Raw genomic sequence first — 16,256 nt, 5'->3', positions numbered from 1 at the left:
GACATGCCCACGATTCTCGGCCAGAACCAGTACGGCAAAGCAGAGAACCGCGTCGTCAAGATCACGCGGGACGGCGCCACCCACCACATCAAGGACCTGAACGTCTCCGTCGCCCTCTCCGGCGACCTCGACGACGTCCACCTCACCGGCTCGAACGCCCACTGCCTCCCCACCGACACGACGAAGAACACCGTCTTCGCGTTCGCCAAGGAGTACGGCATCGAGTCCGCCGAGCAGTTCGGCATCCACCTCGCCCGCCACTTCGTGACGGGCCAGGAGCCGATCAAGAAGGCCCGCATCCGGATCGAGGAGTACTCCTGGGAGCGCATCGCCTCCTCGGACGCCAACTCCAAGTTCATCGGCTCGGACGAGGTCAACCACTCCTTCGCCCGCAGGGGCCAGGAGACCCGCGTCAGCCAGATCACCTACGACGGCGAGAAGTTCGAGGTCATCTCCGGCCTCAAGGACCTCGTCGTCATGAACTCCACCAACTCGGAGTTCTGGGGCTACATCAAGGACCAGTACACCACCCTCCAGGAGGCGTACGACCGGATCCTGGCCACGCAGGTCTCCGCCCGCTGGCGCTTCAACTGGACCGGCGACGACCAGCGCATGCCCAACTGGGAGCGGTCGTACGAGCAGACCAAGAAGCACATGCTCGAAGCCTTCTCGGAGACGTACTCGTACTCCCTCCAGCAGACGCTGTACCAGATGGCCACGCGCATCATCAACCACCGCTCGGAGATCGACGAAGTCCGCTTCTCGCTCCCGAACAAGCACCACTTCCTCGTCGACCTCGAGCCCTTCGGCCTCAAGAACGACAACGAGGTCTACTACGCCGCCGACCGCATGTACGGCCTCATCGAGGCCACCGTCCTCCGCGACGGAGCCACGGCGCAGATCCCGGTCGACATGACCAACCTCTAAGCGGCATCCGCGTGACCGGCCCCGCCCGCCCGCAGTCGGGCGGGGCCGGTGCACCGGACCGGAGGGAACAACCATGGCACAGCCTGCAAAGGGGCCGGCAACCGCCGAAGGCCCGTGTTCCACCCCGCCGTCCACCACCGTCCCGGCCCCGGCCGAGTGCCACCCGGTGGACGAGAAGCTCCCCGCCTCGCGGCTCGTCCCCGCGGCGCTCCAGCACATCGCCGCCATGTACGCGGGCGTCGTCACCCCTCCGCTGATCATCGGCCAGGCGGTCGGCCTGGACGCCGCCGGAATGACCCGGCTCATCGCGGCAAGCCTGCTCATCGCCGGCTGCGCCACCATCCTGCAGACCCTCGGCATCCGACGCTTCGCCGGCAACCGCCTGCCGTTCGTCAACGCCGCCTCGTCCGCCGGCATCGCCCCGATGCTCGCCATCGCCGAGACCAGCGCACCCGGACACCAACTGCCCGCCATCTACGGCGCGGTGATGGTCGCCGGAGTCTTCTGCCTCGCCGTCGGACCCTTCTTCGGCAAGCTCCTGCGCTTCTTCCCGCCGCTCGTCACCGGCGTCGTCATCACCCTCATCGGGGTGACCCTGATGCCCGTGCCCGTCGGCTGGGCCCAGGGCGGGGACCGCACCGCCGCCGACTTCGGCGCCATGAGGCACCTGGCCCTCGCCGGCTTCACGCTCGTCGTCATCCTGCTCTTCCAGCGCTTCGGCAAGGGCTTCGTCAAGCAGATCGCCCTGCTGCTCGGCCTGTTCATCGGCACCCTCGCCGCGATCCCCTTCGGCATGGCGGACTTCGGCGCGCTGCGCGAGGCCCCCGTCGCGGCCCTCCCCGCGCCCTTCGCCTTCGGAGCCCCCGAGTTCCAGCCGGCCGCGATCCTCTCCCTCTGCATCGTCATGCTGGTCCTGATGACCGAGTCCAGCGCCGGCATGCTCGCCCTCGGAGAGATCTGCGACCGCCGCAGCGACGGCCGGACCATCACCCGCGGCCTGCGCACCGACGGCATCGCCACCCTGCTCGGCCCCGTCTTCGGCGGCTTCCCGACCTCGGCCTTCGCCCAGAACGTCGGCGTCGTCTCGCTCACCCGGGTCCGCTCCCGGTACGTCGTCGCCGTCGCCGGCGGAGCCCTGATCGTCCTCGGCGCCTTCCCGGTCCTCGGCGCGGTCGTCTCCACGGTCCCGATGCCCGTCCTCGGCGGCGCCGGCATCGTCCTCTTCGGCTCGATCGCCGTCAGCGGCATCCGCACCCTGTCGGAAGCCGGGCTCGACGACAGCTCCAACATCATCCTGGTGGCCGTCGCGCTCGGAGCGGGCATCATCCCGCTCGCCGCGCCCACCTTCTACGCCGGCTTCCCCGCCTGGGCGCAGACGGTGCTCGGCTCCGGCATCAGCGCGGGCGCGCTCGTCGCCGTCCTGCTCAACCTGTTCTTCCACCACCTCGGCACCCGGAGCCGTCACACCGCTCCGGCACTCAAATCCTCCTAGGGTCCTGCCGTGCCCACACCACCACAGAGGAATGAAGGAACCACCGCCATGGCAGCACCTTCGGCAGCCCAGCGCATCGTCATCGAGAACGCGGCGATCGCGACCGTCGACGCGAACGACACCGAGTACGCCTCCGGGTACCTCGTCGTCGCCGACAACCGGATCGAGTCCATCGGCGCCGGCAAGGCGCCCGAGGGCCTGGAGAACGTGGTCCGCCGGATCGACGCCACCGGTCACCTGGTGACGCCCGGTCTGGTCAACACCCACCACCACTTCTACCAGTGGATCACCCGGGGTCTGGCCACCGACCACAACCTGTTCAACTGGCTGGTCGCGCTCTACCCGACCTGGTCGCGGATCGACGAGTCGATGGTCCGCGTCGCCGCCCAGGGCTCCCTGGCGATGATGGCCCGCGGCGGCGTCACCACCGCCATGGACCACCACTACGTCTACCCGAAGAACTCCGGCGACCTCTCCGGCGCCATCATCGGCGCCGCCTCCGACATGGGCGTCCGCTTCACCCTCGCCCGCGGCTCGATGGACATGAGCGAGAAGGACGGCTTCCTGCCGCCCGACTTCGCCGTCGAGACCACCGAGGGCGCGCTCGCCGCGACCGAGGAGACGGTGCGGAAGTTCCACGACGCCTCCTTCGACGCGATGACCCAGGTCGCCGTCGCCCCCTGTTCCCCCTTCTCCATCTCCACCCAGCTGCTCAAGCAGGGCGCCGAGCTGGCCCGCCGGCTCGGGGTGCGGATGCACACCCACGGCTCGGAGACCGTGGAGGAGGAGAAGTTCTGCCACGAGCTCTTCGGCATGGGCCCGACGGACTACTTCGAGTCCACCGGCTTCCTCGGCGAGGACGTGTGGATGGCGCACTGCGTCCACATGAACGACTCCGACATCGCCGCCTTCGCCCGCACCGGCACCGGCGTCGCCCACTGCCCGTCCTCCAACGCGCGCCTGGCCGCCGGCATCGCCCGCGTACCGGACATGCTCAAGGCGGGCGTGCCCGTCGGCCTCGGCGTCGACGGCACCGCCTCCAACGAGTCCGGCGAGCTCCACACCGAGCTGCGCAACGCGCTCCTCATCAACCGCCTCGGTGCCCACCGCGAGGCCGCGCTCAACGCCCGCCAGGCCCTGCGCCTCGGCACCTACGGCGGTGCGCAGGTCCTCGGCCGCGCCGACAACATCGGCTCCCTCGAAGCCGGCAAGCTCGCCGACTTCGTCCTCTGGAAGATCGACGGCCTCGGCCACTCCTCGATCGCCGACCCGGTCACCGCCGTCGTCTTCGGCGCCGCGGCACCGGTCACCGCCTCCTTCGTCAACGGCAAGCAGATCGTCGAGAACAACCGACTGCTCTTCGCCGACGAGGAGCAGATCGCGCGCGACGCGCGCGCGGAGGCCCAGCGCCTGGCCCGGATCACGGCCCAGGGCTGACCTCCCCACGGAGTCCGACCGAGGGGGACGGCCCTCGGTCGGTCGCCGCGGACCCGAGCGGGGTCCGCGGCAGCCGGACCGGGCGGTGCCGTACGCAGAAGACGTACGGCACCCCCGGGACGGTGAACCCCGCCCGCACCCCCACCGGGTCCGTCCCGCGCCGCCCTCTCCGCGCGCACCCCGCCCCACCGCATCGAGCCGCACCTCCTGCACTTCGCACCGCATCGCACCACCTCCCTGAACCCCGCGTCACCGCCGACGTGTAACCGACCGGAGGAACCGCCGTGGCCGCCACGCCCCAGGTTCGCAATGCACCAGCCGCAGGCTCCGCCCCCGAAGACCGCGAGAAGCATCCGGTCGACGAGACGCTGCCCCCACTCAAGATGCTCACCAGCGGCCTCCAGCACGTCGCCGCCATGTACGCGGGCGTCGTCGCCCCGCCGCTGATCGTCGGAGCCGCCGTCGGCCTCTCCGGCACCGAACTCACCTTCCTGACCGGCGCGAGCCTCTTCACCGCCGGTCTCGCCACCTTCCTCCAGACCCTCGGCGTCTGGAAGATCGGCGCCAAGCTGCCGTTCGTCAACGGCGTCACCTTCGCCGGCGTCGCACCGATGCTCGCGATCGTCGACACCACCGAGAACAAGGCCGACGCGCTGCCGGTCATCTTCGGCGCGATCATCGTCGCCGGACTCCTCGGCTTCCTCGCCGCCCCCTGGTTCTCCCGCCTCGTGCGCTTCTTCCCGCCGGTCGTCACCGGCACGGTCATCACCCTCATAGGCGTCTCCCTCCTCCCGGTCGCCTTCGGCTGGGCCCAGGGCCCCAACCCCAAGGCAGCGGACTACGGTTCGACGACCTTCCTCTCCCTCGCCGGCATCACGCTCGTCGTGGTCCTGCTGCTGCGCCGCTTCACCCGCGGCTTCCTGAAGCAGATAGCCGTCCTCGTCGGCCTCGTCGTCGGCACCGTCATCGCCATCCCCTTCGGCGTCACCGACTTCTCGCCGGTCACCGAGGCGGACATCGTCGGCTTCCCCTCCCCGTTCCACTTCGGCGGACCCCAGTTCGCCCTCGCCGCGATCATCTCCATGTGCGTGGTCATGCTGGTCTCCATGACCGAGTCGACCGCCGACATGCTCGCCCTCGGCGAGATCGTCGACCGGCCCGCCGACGAGAAGACCATCGCCGCCGGACTGCGCGCCGACACCCTCGGCTCGGCGCTGAGCCCGCTCTTCAACGGCTTCATGTGCAGCGCCTTCGCCCAGAACATCGGCCTGGTCGCCATGACCAGGATCCGCAGCCGCTTCGTCGTCGCCTGCGGCGGCGGCTTCCTGGTCCTGATGGGCCTCTCCCCGGTCGCCGCCTCGCTGATATCCGTCGTGCCCCGCCCCGTCCTCGGCGGCGCGGGCGTCGTCCTCTTCGGCTCGGTCGCCGCCAGCGGCATCCAGACCCTCGTCAAGGCCGGTCTGGAGAAGGACAACAACGTGCTGATCGTGGCCGTGTCGCTGGCCGTCGGCATCATCCCGATCACCAAGCCGGACTTCTACCACGCCTTCCCGGAGACCGCCCAGATCATCCTGGACTCCGGCATCTCCACCGGCTGCGTCGCGGCCGTCCTGCTCAACGTGGTCTTCAACCACCTGGGCCGGCGCCGGGACGACGACGACGTCACCGCCCCGATGGAGCCGGGCGACGAGATCTCCGGCAGCCACTCGGCGAAGGCGGCGCACGCCCACTGAACCACCGGCCCGTCCCCCCGCCCGCCCCGGTCCCCGCGCACGCCGCGGGGCCCGGGGCCGTGGTGCTGATCAACCCCAACACCTCCACGGCCACCACCGCGATGATGACCGCGATCGCCCGGCGGGCCCTCGGTCCCGCCCTCCCGGTCCGCGGTGTCACCGCCGCCCGCGGTCCCGGCATGCTCACCGACCCGGCCGCCCTGCGCGCGGCCGCCCCCGAGGTCCTCGCCGCCGGCCTCCGCGCGACGGCGGAGGGCGACTGCGCCGCGCTTCTCGTCGCCGCCTTCGGCGACCCGGGCGTCGAGGAGCTGCGCGCGGCCGCCGGGATCCCCGTCGTCGGCCTGGGAGAGGCCGCCCTCCGCGAAGCCGCCGCCGAGGGCCTCCCGTTCGGCGTCGCCACGACCACCCCGCTCCTCGCCGACGCCATCGCCGACCGCGTCACGGCCCTCGGCCTCGCCGACCGGTACACGGGCATCCGCCTCACCGCGGGCGCCCCCGAACGCCTCTCCGCCGACCCGGCGCTCCTGCTCGACCGGCTGGAGCGCGCGGTCCGCGCCTGCGCCGACCGCGACGGCGCCCGGTCCGTCGTCATCGGCGGCGGCCCGCTCGGCGAGGCCGCCGAGCACCTCCGCGACCGCTGCGGCCTCCCGGTCGTCGCCCCCGTCCCGGCGGCGATCCGCGCGATCACCCGCCTCCTGACGGCCTGACAGGCCCGGAGCAGCGCCCGCGCCCGGCCCGCCCACCCGGTCACCCCTCCACCTCGATCCGGCGGCGGCACTCGCGCGCCAGCGCCGGGTACGCGGCGGCGATCGCCTCGTACAGCCTGCGCCCCAGCAGCCGCTCGGCGTCGGCGCGTCCGGTGGCCCCGTACAACCCGTCGAGCAGGGCCTCGTACCGCGACAGGGCGTGCCGCAGATAGGCGACCTGCCAGCGCACCAGCGAGCCGGCGGGGGGCCCGCCCCGGGTCCCGCCCGGCCGTCCGGGCCCGCTCCCGTCCGGGCGCGCGGTCGCGCTCCGGCCCTCGGCCCCCGCTCCGGGCTCGGTCGGTGCCGTCGGCCGCGACGACCCGGGACTCCGGCCGGCCAGGGCGTGCCGGTGGCGCACGGCCCGCCGCTCCAGCTCGGGCCCGGGAAGCCGGGGGACCTCGATGGGCTCGGCGCGGACGGCGGCGAGGACCGCGGCGCGCCGGCGTTCGGCGTGGGCCTCGGCCGCGGCGGACCGGGCCGGCGCGCGGGCGGAGGTCTCGGAGAACTCGGGGGTCCGCTCGACGCTCTCGACCCGGGCCAGCAGATAGAGCCGCACGGGCGCGAGGGACCAGCGCCGCGGATCGCGGCCCTGGACGTCGGGCGTGCCGAGCAGGTCCCGCACCATGGCGTCGGTCCAGCCGCGGCGGCGGACACCGGTGAAGCTCACATAGATCGTACGGTCCGTCATGATTCCCCCAGAAGTGATTACGGAGCGTGACGAATTCAGTGAAGCGCACCCCACTGACAACGCCCCGCCGCGCGGGTCTTGCGGGGGTGCCGCCGACTGTGCGATATAGGTCTGGACCTTTCCGACGGACGGAGGCCGGCCCGTGCAACGCCTGCTCGCCGCAAGCCTGTTGACCGCTCTCGGGCTGAGCCTGACGCTCACCCTCACCGCCTGCTCGGCCGCGGCCGCACCCGAGCCGCCGGACACCCGCGCCCCCACCACGCCCCTCGGCGTCACCGCGACCGCCGGCAGCGCGAGCACCGTCCACGTCATGTGGAGCGCGGCCGCCGACGACCGGGCCGTCGACGGCTACGCGGTCTACCGCGAGGGGACCAAGGTCAAGGACGTCCCCGCCACCACCCTCATGACCGACGTCGTCGGCCTCGCCCCCGGCGCCCCCCACACCTTCACCGTCCGCGCCCGAGACGCCGCGGGCAACCTCTCCGCCCCCAGCAGCCCCGTCACCGCGACCACCCCGCGCACCACCGCCGAGGACCGCACGCCCCCCACCGCCCCCGGCGCCCTCCGGGTCACCGCCGACGGCAGCCGCGCCGCCACCCTGCGCTGGACCCCCGGCCGCGACGACACCCGCATCACCGCGTACGACGTCTACCAGGCGGACACCCGCATCCACACCGTCCCCGGCACCGCCACCACCGCCCGCCTCACCGGACTGCGCCCCGGCACCGCCTACGCCTTCACCGTCCGTGCCCGCGACGCCGCCGAGAACTCCTCCCCGGACAGCGCGCCCGTCGACCTCACCACCGCATCCGCGCCCGGCGCACCCCCCAACACCGCCCCCAGGGACCTCACCGCCACGGCGGCCAGGGGCGAGATCACCCTCACCTGGACCCCGCCGCGCACCGGAGCCCCCGTCACCCACCACGAACTCCACCTCGACGGGCACTTCGCCACCACCATCGTCTGGGGCACCACCCCGCCCCCCGGCCGGGCCACCTACACCTTCCCCGTCCCCGACGCCCCGGGCACCCGCTACACCGTCACCCTCCGCGCCCAGCTGCCCGACGGCACCTGGGGCGACTTCTCGGCCCCGAGGACGGTCGTGGTGCGCTGACCCCGCGTCACCGCGCCGCCCCACACCGGCCTTGGCCGGAATCGCACCCTTTCGCCACGCACCGTCGCGTCGCACTCTGCGACCAAGGGGCACGACAGGCTGCTGGGGGGCGCGCCGATGACCGAACCGGTGACCGAGCCGATCTACGTACCCGCGCTGCCCGCCCGGCGCAGCGGCTTCGCCGCCTACGGGGGGCTCGCGCCGGACGTCCGGGCGGCCGTCGCGCCGCTCTGGACGGTCCCGCCCCGCGTCGGCCCCGAGCGGACCCCGGGCCGCCGCCCGACCCACCCGCCCGACCCCGACGCCCTCGCCCTCGGCGGTCACCTGCACCGGGCCCTGACCGGCATCGCGCGCGTGCAGCGCGACCGCCCGGCCTGGGTCGACACCCGCCACGTGGAGAGCGGCCCCCGCGCCTTCGTCACCGGCCCGTACCCGCTGCGGCCGGTGACCGGCCCCGAGCGCGCCGCCTGGCAGCAGGTGGCCTGCGCCGAGGCCGCCGCGGCGGGAGGCGGCGGCCTCGGCGTACGGGTGCGCCCCGACCCCGCACCCGGCGGACGGTGGGCCGAGGGCGTCGGCCGCCTCCTGCACCGGATCGCCTTCGCCCACTGCCCCGTGGACCTCCTCCTCGACCTGGGCGCCGTCGACGACGCCGACGACGCGGCCCCCCGCACCGCGCTCCACGCCCTGGACCTCCTCGGCCCGCTCCACCCCTGGCGCGCCGTCGTCCTGCTCGCCGGCGCCTTCCCACGCAGCCGACCCGAGGGGTACGGAGCCGCCCTCACCGAGACCGGACGGGCCGACCGGGACCTCCGCGACCTGCTGCGCCACACCGGCGGAGGAACCGGCCCGCAGCCCCTGTACGGCGACTACGGCGCCCACGACCCGGCCAGCGCCGACCGGGTCTCGGACACCGGGCACGACCCGCTCCGGGGCGCGGTGCGCTACACCACCCGCCGCACCTTCCTCGTCGGCGAGGTGCGCGCCGGCGGACCCGGACCCCACCACGGCGTCCGCGCGCTCGCCCGCGACATCGTCGACTCCGACGACTTCAGGGGAGCGTCCTACAGCCGCGGCGACCGCTGGCTCCAGGCGTGCGCCGACGGCACCGGCCCGCCCGGCACCGGGCACCCGGACGCCTGGATCTGCGCCGGCCACCTCCAGCACCTGACCCACACCGCCCGCGAGCTGCGGCGGAGCGCCTGACGCGAGCCGCCGGCCAGGAGCGCCCCGAATCCCCGGCCCGTCGCACCCGGAGGGCGCCGACACACCTGGCCCGTGCGCCTTGCCGCCCGGAACGAGCGGCCCGGAACTACCCTGGGACTGTGGCCGAGACCGTACTCACCAACACCGGGCTCGACAGGTTCCTCGAACTCCTCGACGGAACACCCGAGCGCCGGGACCCCGTGTTCACCCGCGCCGCCGAGGCGGTGCTGGGGCTGCTGGCCCTCCGGGGCGCCGACCGGGGCACGGGGGTGCCCGAGCCGACACCGGGACTCGTACGGCAGCTGCTCGTGGAGGACCTGCCGACGTTCGTGTACGCGCCGCCCGGCGAACTCGCCGCCTACCCGGCCGTCCTGGGCGCGCTCGCCGCACGCTTCGACGGCGGGCGCGGCGAACGGGTCGCCGCCGTGGTCGCGGAGACCGGCCCCGACTTCGAACGGGCCATGAACGACCCCGGCAACCTCACCTGGCACCGCTGGTACGCCTCCCTGCTCCGCGGCTGCGGCGCGGATCTCGCCGACCCCGAGGACGTACGGCGCAGGCTCGCCGCGCTCGACGGCGCCCCGCTCCCCGACGGGGTGCACCGGGCCGACCTGATGGGCCGGACGGAGCTGGCGGACGTACTGCTCGCCGAGGCGCTCACCCGGGCGTACGTCCGGGACGCCGAGGCGCCGCCGCCCGCCGGACCGCTCCTCACCGACCACGCCGTCGCGACCGGCATCGGGCAGGTGGCGGCCGCGCTCCGGGACCGCTGGACGGCCGCGGGGCTGGCCGAGCAGCTCGCCGGACCGTACGCGCGGTTCGCGCCGGGACCCGACGCCTTCCCGCACCTGGTCCTGGCCGACGCGCTCCTCGACGAGCACCTCGACTACTACGGGGACCCCGCCGCGCCCGTCCCGCCGCCGCCCTCCGTCGAGACCGCGCCGGGGCCCGGCTCCGTCGAGGCGGACGCCGACGCGCTCATCGCCGCCGTCGAGGAGCTGGCCGAGGAGGAGTTCGAGCCCTACGGCGGCGAGGCCCCGCACCTGCTGTACGTCGTCTACCAGCGCGGCTGCTCCGCCGACTCCGTCGCCCGCAAGGCGGCCGAGTACGAGGACTGGGCCGTCGACCCGGACCTGGAGGACCTGCCGGTCCAGGTGCCGGCCGAGGCGCCGGAGGAGTACGCCACGCCGCCGCTCCCGGAGCTCGTCCGGCTCCTGGGCGCGGCCGAGCTGGACGAGGCCGACCGGGCCCGGCTCGAAGCGCCCGCCCGGGACCTGGCCGCCGCCGTCGACCGGCTCGCCGCCACCGGCCTGGTCTTCCGCGCCGGCGACGCCTTCGGGCTGACGCCGCGCGGCGCGGGCGTCGTGCGCTATCTGCTCGGCGTGCGCGGCATCGTCGCGCCCGACGCCGCCCGGGCCGCCGCCTGGAGCGCGCCGGTCATGGCCGCCGCCGCGGCGGGCTGGCCCTCCTGCGTCGCCGCGCGCGTCCTCGCCGACTGGCTCCACGCGCGCGGGGACACCGCCGAGGCGTGGTCCGCGCTGCTCGCCGCACTGGGCACCGTGCACGCCGGCACCGAGGACGCGGCGGCCGTACGGGCGCTCTTCACCGTCCTGGACACCGCCGCCGCCCCGGCCGACGCCCTCCGAGGGGCCCTGCGCGACCCGGTCGTCGGCGCCTACGCCCTCCAGGCCCTGCGCGAGCGGGACGAGCCGGCGGACGCGATCCAGGTGGGGACCTCCGCGCGGGCGCTGCACCTCCTCGACGCGCTGCCCGGGAAGAAGGGCCCGCTGGAGTCCCGCCGTACCGCCTTCGACGAGGCGGCGTCCGCCTGGCCCGGCGGTTCCGCCGCCCTGGTCCGGGCGATGGCTGACGCGGACCGCCACGAGGCCGAGCGGGTGCTCGGCCCGCTCGGCATCACCGTGCCCTGAACCGGGCCCCGGACGAGGAACCGGCCCCGCCGTGACCGGCTCCGTCGCGGCTACCCGGCCGTGAGGTACATGCCCGAGGGACCCGACCCCGCGGTGTTGCGGCAGCTGTGGTTGCCGGTCGGTCGGGCGTGGACGAGCGCCAGGCAGCGGCCGAGGGCCTGCTGGCCGTAGGCGTTGGGGTGCATCGACTCCTGGACGAGCCCCTGGGTGCTCTGGCTGTCGATCCAGCGCGCCCACTCGCTCGTCGTGCCCGACGGGGGCAGCGACGCCGTCACCTGCCGGCTCGCCTTGGCGCAGACCTCACGTCCCTGGAGCGCGTCGCGCAGGTCCATGAACTGCACGCCCTTGGCCGCGGCGACGCCCTTCAGCCGGTCGGCGAGCTGGGGGACGAGCGCGTCGCGGGCCCAGTCGGAGTCGGCGTTCCAGAAGGGGCAGCCACCGGTGTTGGTCCGCGTCCAGCCGCTCTCGCCGTAGCGGTTGTCGGCCGCGCGCGGGATGGGGGAAGGGTACGACTGGAGGACGATCCGGTAGTCCGACGCGGCGTATCCGGCGGCCGACATGACGGCCCGGATCTCGTCGACGGAGGTGCCGACGTCCGCCATCACCCCGTCGATCCTCGCGTCCACCGCGGCCTGCTGGTCGTCGTGGCAGTAGGAGTACCAGACGATGTAGTCGGTGGCGCAGGTGGTGATGATGTCCGCGAAGCCGAGGTCGTTGCCGCCGATGGAGAGGGCGATCAGCTTCACGTCGTGCGAGGCGGCCACGGCCGCCAGCTGGTCGGCCTGCGGGGCCTCGCCCTTGTACGCCTGGCCGCCCCGCGAGGCGCGGATGACGTTCTTCGTGGTCGCCCCGGAGCAGGCGAGGTTGACCAGGGAGCTTGCGAGCGCGCCGGCGCTCTTGACCTCGGCGGTGTCCGACCGGTGGCAGCCGCCGGCGGTGGAGCCGTACACCCGGGACGGGTCGTACCCGCTGCCGGTCCAGGCGCGGTCGGTGCCGTTGCGGCTGCCGCTGTTGGTGAGGCTGTTGCCCTGCCAGCGGCCGGCCTCGCCGGAGATGTAGCTGTCGCCCATGGTGACGACGGCGGTGGGCCCGGTGCCGGCGGAGGCGTGGGCGGAGGGGGCGGCGACGGAGGCGAGTCCGGCGGCGGTACACAGTGCCAGGAGTGCGCGCAGCGCACGGTGGGGGGACGGAGGCATGGCTGTGCTCCTGCGGTCTGCAGTGACGTGGGGGACAGCCGCCGGCGCCGGTGGCATGGCGGAATCTGACACGTCCTGGCTTGTTACCGCTAGGTAGCTGCATATCTCGGTTCCGTCACGTCCCCTGTGGCACGACAGGGCCCCGCCCCCGGAGCTGTGCGTTCACCGGGGGCGGGGCCTGTGCGGGGCCGGGCGGAACCTCAGCCGACCAGCTGCTCGTAGGCGGGGAGCGTCAGGAAGTCCGCGTAGTCCGCGTCGAGGGAGACGTGCAGGAGCAGGTCGTGGGCCTGCTGCCACTTGCCGGCCGCGAAGGCGTCCTCGCCGATCTCGGCACGGATGGCGGACAGTTCCTCGGCGGCGACCTTGCGGGCGAGCTCGGGAGTGGCCGTCTCGCCGTTCTCGAACACGACACCCGCGTTGATCCACTGCCAGATCTGGGAGCGGGAGATCTCGGCGGTGGCCGCGTCCTCCATCAGGTTGAAGATGGCGACGGCGCCGAGGCCGCGCAGCCACGCCTCGATGTAGCGGATGCCGACCTGGACGGCGCTCACGAGGCCGCCGTAGGTGGGCCTGGCGTCCAGCGAGTCGATCGCGATGAGGTCGCCGGCCGCGACGGAGACGTCCTCGCGGAGGCGGTCCTTCTGGTTCGGCTTGTCGCCCAGGACGGCGTCGAAGGAGGCCATGGCGATCGGGACCAGGTCGGGGTGGGCGACCCAGGAGCCGTCGAAGCCGTCGCCGGCCTCGCGGTCCTTGTCGGCCTTGACCTTCTCGAAGGCCACCTTGTTCACCTCGGCGTCCCGGCGGGACGGGATGAAGGCCGCCATGCCGCCGATCGCGTGCGCGCCGCGCTTGTGGCAGGTGCGGACGAGGAGTTCGGTGTACGCGCGCATGAACGGGGCCGTCATCGTGACCGCGTTGCGGTCCGGGAGGACGAACTTGGCGCCGCCGTCACGGAAGTTCTTCACGATGGAGAAGAGGTAGTCCCAGCGGCCCGCGTTCAGGCCGGCGGCGTGGTCGCGGAGCTCGTAGAGGATCTCCTCCATCTCGTACGCGGCCGTGATGGTCTCGATGAGGACCGTGGCGCGGACGGTGCCCTGCGGGATGCCGACGTACTCCTGGGCGAAGACGAAGATGTCGTTCCAGAGGCGGGCCTCCAGGTGCGACTCCGTCTTCGGCAGGTAGAAGTACGGGCCCTTGCCGAGGTCGATCAGCCGCTGGGCGTTGTGGAAGAAGTAGAGCCCGAAGTCGACGAGCGCGCCGGGCACCGGGCGTCCGTCGAACGTGAGGTGGCGCTCCTCCAGGTGCCAGCCGCGCGGCCGCATGACGACCGTGGCGAGCTCGCCGGCCGGCTTGAGGGCGTACGACTTGCCCGACTTCGGGTCCGTGAAGTCGATCTTCCGGGTGTACGCGTCGATCAGGTTGACCTGGCCGAGGACCACGTTCTCCCAGGTCGGCGCCGAGGCGTCCTCGAAGTCCGCGAGCCAGACCCGCGCGCCGGAGTTCAGCGCGTTGATCGTCATCTTGCGGTCGGTCGGGCCGGTGATCTCGACCCGGCGGTCGTTCAGGGCCGCCGGGGCCGGCGCGACCTTCCAGGAGTCGTCGGCGCGGATCGCCGCGGTCTCCGGCAGGAAGTCCAGCGTGGACGTGCGGGCGATCTCGGCGCGGCGCTCCGCCCGGCGGGCGAGGAGCTCGTCCCGGCGCGGGGTGAACCGCCGGTGCAGTTCGGCGACGAAGGCCAGGGCGGCCTCGGTGAGCACCTCTTCCTGACGCGGCAGGGGCTCGGCATCGACGACGGCCAGGGGGGACGGCGCTGGTGCGGACATGAACTGTCACTTCCTTCAGCGGACTTCACGGGCGGTGCCATACGGCCGCCGGGCGTCGCGATTCGGCACGGAGTGCCGCAGGCGCCGAGATACGGCCGCGAGCGCCGTTTCGGGAAACAGGCGCTTCTGAACAGTGGATACTAGTTTCCTCATGGTGGAAGTTCAATGGTTTGTTGATGTCGAGATTCTCCGGATCGACACAACGTGGCGCACGGTGCCAGCCCCCTCACTCCAGATGGGCCAGATCCGCCTCCGTGTCGATGTCGTAGGGCTCGGCCACATCCGAACAGTCCACCGGCGTGATCGCATCCCGGTGCGCCGCCAGATAGTCCCGCGCGCCCCGGTCGCCCACCGCCCCCGCGGCGATCCCCGCCCAGTGCTCCGACCCGAACAGCACCGGATGGCCGCGCTGCCCGTCGTACGACGCCGCCGCCAGCGTGGCGCGCGACCCGTACGCCGCCCGCACCCGCGCCACCGCCTCCGCGCCGATCCCCGGCTGATCCACCAGCAGCACCAGGGCCGCGTCCACGCCCCGCGCGTCCGCCCCCAGCGACTCCAGCCCCACCCGCAGCGACGACCCCATGCCCTCCGCCCACCCCGGGTTCTCCACGACCACGCAACCGGGCAGCTCCGCGAGCTCCCGCACCGCCTCCGCCCGCGCCCCGACCACCACGTGCACCACCTCGCACCCCGCCGCCCGCAGCACCCCCACCGCGTGCTCGACCAGCGGCCTGCCCCGGTGCGTCAGCAACGCCTTCGGCCTTCCGCCGAGCCGCCGCCCACCCCCCGCCGCAAGCAGCAGTCCGGCGACGACGGGCCCTCGATCATCCGCTGTACTCATGGGAACTGCATACCGCATCGCGCGGAATGACACGGTCGCCTGAATTACGCTCACCAAGGGTGGCGCGTCGGGGTGGCGAAGGAGTTAACTGGCCCGCGGCTCACGGGGGTCGGTCAGTGGGACGGCCGGCCCGGAGTGATCGTCGTACGGAGTTCTGCGCACAGGGTCGTGCGAGGGGGAGAACCATGTTGCGAAGCGTGGGGCAGAGGCGAGTGACCGGCGAGGGTGTGGACCCCAGGGTGGTCGGACTGCGGTCCGCCGTGTCCCGGCTGCGGCGGGAACTGGCCGCGCACCGGGTGGAGTTCACGGACCGGGGCATCGCCGAGGACGAACTCGCGGCCTTGGACGCCATGGCGCTCAGCGGCGCCCCGGAGGTCCGCAGGCTGCGCCGCTCGCTGCTGCTCGTCGCCGGCTGCGTCGGCTCCGTCAGCGCGCTCGCGGAGGCACTGGACGGCGTCCGCCGGGCCGTCGAGCTCTTCGGCCCGCCGCCACCCCCGAACGCCTGAGCGACAGGGCGCGCGCGAGGAAACCGGATTGCCCCGGGCGGGCGGTTCGCGTTGGCTGGGCGGCATGACCGAACTGACGACCGACCGCCTCCTCCTGCGCCGGTGGCGCGACTCCGACCTGGCGCCGTGGGCGGCGATGAACGCCGACCCCGAGGTCCGGGAACACCTGGGCGACCCGCTGACCCGGGAGCAGAGCGACGCCTCCGTGGCGCGCTTCCTGGCCGACTTCGACCGCCGGGGCTACGGATGGTGGGCGGTCGAGGTCAGGGACACCGGCGCGTTCGCCGGATTCGCCGGCCTGGACGAGGTGGACGACGGACTGCCCTTCACCGGAGTCGAGATCGGCTGGCGGCTGGCCCGCCCGGCCTGGGGCAAGGGCTACGCCACCGAGGCCGCGCGCGCCGTCCTCGCCCACGGCTTCGAGTCCCTCGGACTCCCCGAGATCCTCGCCGTGACGACGGCCGGCAACCTCCGCTCCCAGGCGGTGATGCGGCGCCTCGGGATGAGCCGCGCACCGGAGGACGACTTCGACGACCCCACCGCCCCCGAAGGCCCGCTCCGCCCGAACGTGCTCTTCCGCATCGCCCGCCCCACCGAGCCCACGGCGTAGACGGCCCCCCGC

At 73.6% G+C, this 16,256-nt stretch carries 14 protein-coding genes; 10 read left to right on the top strand and 4 right to left on the bottom strand.

Annotation, left to right across the window (positions count from 1 at the left end):
- Positions 1-3: 3 nt before the first annotated feature.
- The 5 genes from pucL to AB0424_RS28185 all read left to right on the top strand — a co-directional run bounded on the left by pucL (position 4) and on the right by AB0424_RS28185 (position 6,296).
- The gene (pucL, locus tag AB0424_RS28205; RefSeq protein ID WP_366309384.1) at positions 4-927 is read left to right on the top strand and encodes a factor-independent urate hydroxylase; all 924 of its coding nucleotides are present in this window, start codon (positions 4-6) and stop codon (positions 925-927) included.
- Positions 928-1,000: 73 nt separating this feature from the next.
- A complete protein-coding gene (locus tag AB0424_RS28200) occupies positions 1,001-2,419 on the top strand; it encodes a nucleobase:cation symporter-2 family protein (RefSeq protein WP_366309383.1) in 1,419 nt (472 codons plus the stop codon).
- 48 nt (positions 2,420-2,467) lie between these two features.
- Entirely contained in the window at positions 2,468-3,856 is a 1,389-nt protein-coding gene (locus tag AB0424_RS28195; RefSeq protein ID WP_366309382.1) for an 8-oxoguanine deaminase, read from the top strand.
- 383 nt (positions 3,857-4,239) lie between these two features.
- A complete protein-coding gene (locus AB0424_RS28190) occupies positions 4,240-5,589 on the top strand; it encodes a nucleobase:cation symporter-2 family protein (protein WP_366309423.1) in 1,350 nt (449 codons plus the stop codon).
- Between the two features lie 59 nt (positions 5,590-5,648).
- Positions 5,649-6,296: an aspartate/glutamate racemase family protein gene (locus tag AB0424_RS28185; protein ID WP_366309381.1), complete on the top strand. Its 648-nt coding sequence runs from the start codon at positions 5,649-5,651 to the stop codon at positions 6,294-6,296.
- A gap of 40 nt (positions 6,297-6,336) precedes the next feature.
- On the opposite strand, the gene AB0424_RS28180 is transcribed toward AB0424_RS28185, so the two are convergent.
- Positions 6,337-7,023, bottom strand: coding sequence for a hypothetical protein (locus AB0424_RS28180; RefSeq protein ID WP_366309380.1), 687 nt, complete (start codon positions 7,021-7,023; stop codon positions 6,337-6,339).
- A gap of 142 nt (positions 7,024-7,165) precedes the next feature.
- Here AB0424_RS28180 and AB0424_RS28175 point away from each other — a divergent pair, with 142 nt between their 5' ends.
- From AB0424_RS28175 to AB0424_RS28165, 3 genes are all read left to right on the top strand, one after another.
- Complete coding sequence (locus AB0424_RS28175) at positions 7,166-8,137, top strand: fibronectin type III domain-containing protein (protein ID WP_366309379.1); 972 nt, start codon at positions 7,166-7,168, stop codon at positions 8,135-8,137.
- 117 nt (positions 8,138-8,254) lie between these two features.
- The gene (locus AB0424_RS28170) at positions 8,255-9,340 is read left to right on the top strand and encodes a hypothetical protein (protein WP_366309378.1); all 1,086 of its coding nucleotides are present in this window, start codon (positions 8,255-8,257) and stop codon (positions 9,338-9,340) included.
- 119 nt (positions 9,341-9,459) lie between these two features.
- The gene (locus AB0424_RS28165; protein WP_366309377.1) at positions 9,460-11,268 is read left to right on the top strand and encodes a hypothetical protein; all 1,809 of its coding nucleotides are present in this window, start codon (positions 9,460-9,462) and stop codon (positions 11,266-11,268) included.
- A gap of 50 nt (positions 11,269-11,318) precedes the next feature.
- On the opposite strand, the gene AB0424_RS28160 is transcribed toward AB0424_RS28165, so the two are convergent.
- The 3 genes from AB0424_RS28160 to AB0424_RS28150 all read right to left on the bottom strand — a co-directional run bounded on the left by AB0424_RS28160 (position 11,319) and on the right by AB0424_RS28150 (position 15,128).
- On the bottom strand, positions 11,319-12,464 hold the full coding sequence (locus AB0424_RS28160) for a GDSL-type esterase/lipase family protein (RefSeq protein WP_366309376.1): 1,146 nt from the start codon (positions 12,462-12,464) through the stop codon (positions 11,319-11,321).
- A gap of 200 nt (positions 12,465-12,664) precedes the next feature.
- Positions 12,665-14,287, bottom strand: a complete 1,623-nt coding sequence (aceB, locus tag AB0424_RS28155; RefSeq protein WP_366309375.1) for a malate synthase A — start codon at positions 14,285-14,287, stop codon at positions 12,665-12,667.
- Between the two features lie 226 nt (positions 14,288-14,513).
- Positions 14,514-15,128 carry a nucleotidyltransferase family protein gene (locus AB0424_RS28150; RefSeq protein ID WP_366309374.1) on the bottom strand — a complete coding sequence of 205 codons (615 nt, stop codon included), beginning with the start codon at positions 15,126-15,128 and terminating at the stop codon, positions 14,514-14,516.
- 185 nt (positions 15,129-15,313) lie between these two features.
- Between AB0424_RS28150 and AB0424_RS28145 the strand changes: the two genes are divergently transcribed.
- Complete coding sequence (locus AB0424_RS28145; protein ID WP_366309373.1) at positions 15,314-15,634, top strand: DUF5955 family protein; 321 nt, start codon at positions 15,314-15,316, stop codon at positions 15,632-15,634.
- A gap of 64 nt (positions 15,635-15,698) precedes the next feature.
- Positions 15,699-16,244, top strand: coding sequence for a GNAT family N-acetyltransferase (locus tag AB0424_RS28140; protein ID WP_366309372.1), 546 nt, complete (start codon positions 15,699-15,701; stop codon positions 16,242-16,244).
- Positions 16,245-16,256: the final 12 nt, after the last annotated feature.

The organism is Streptomyces sp. NPDC051180 (assembly GCF_040689545.1).
Lineage (GTDB): Bacteria > Actinomycetota > Actinomycetes > Streptomycetales > Streptomycetaceae > Streptomyces.
This window is presented reverse-complemented; position numbering and strand designations above follow the sequence as displayed.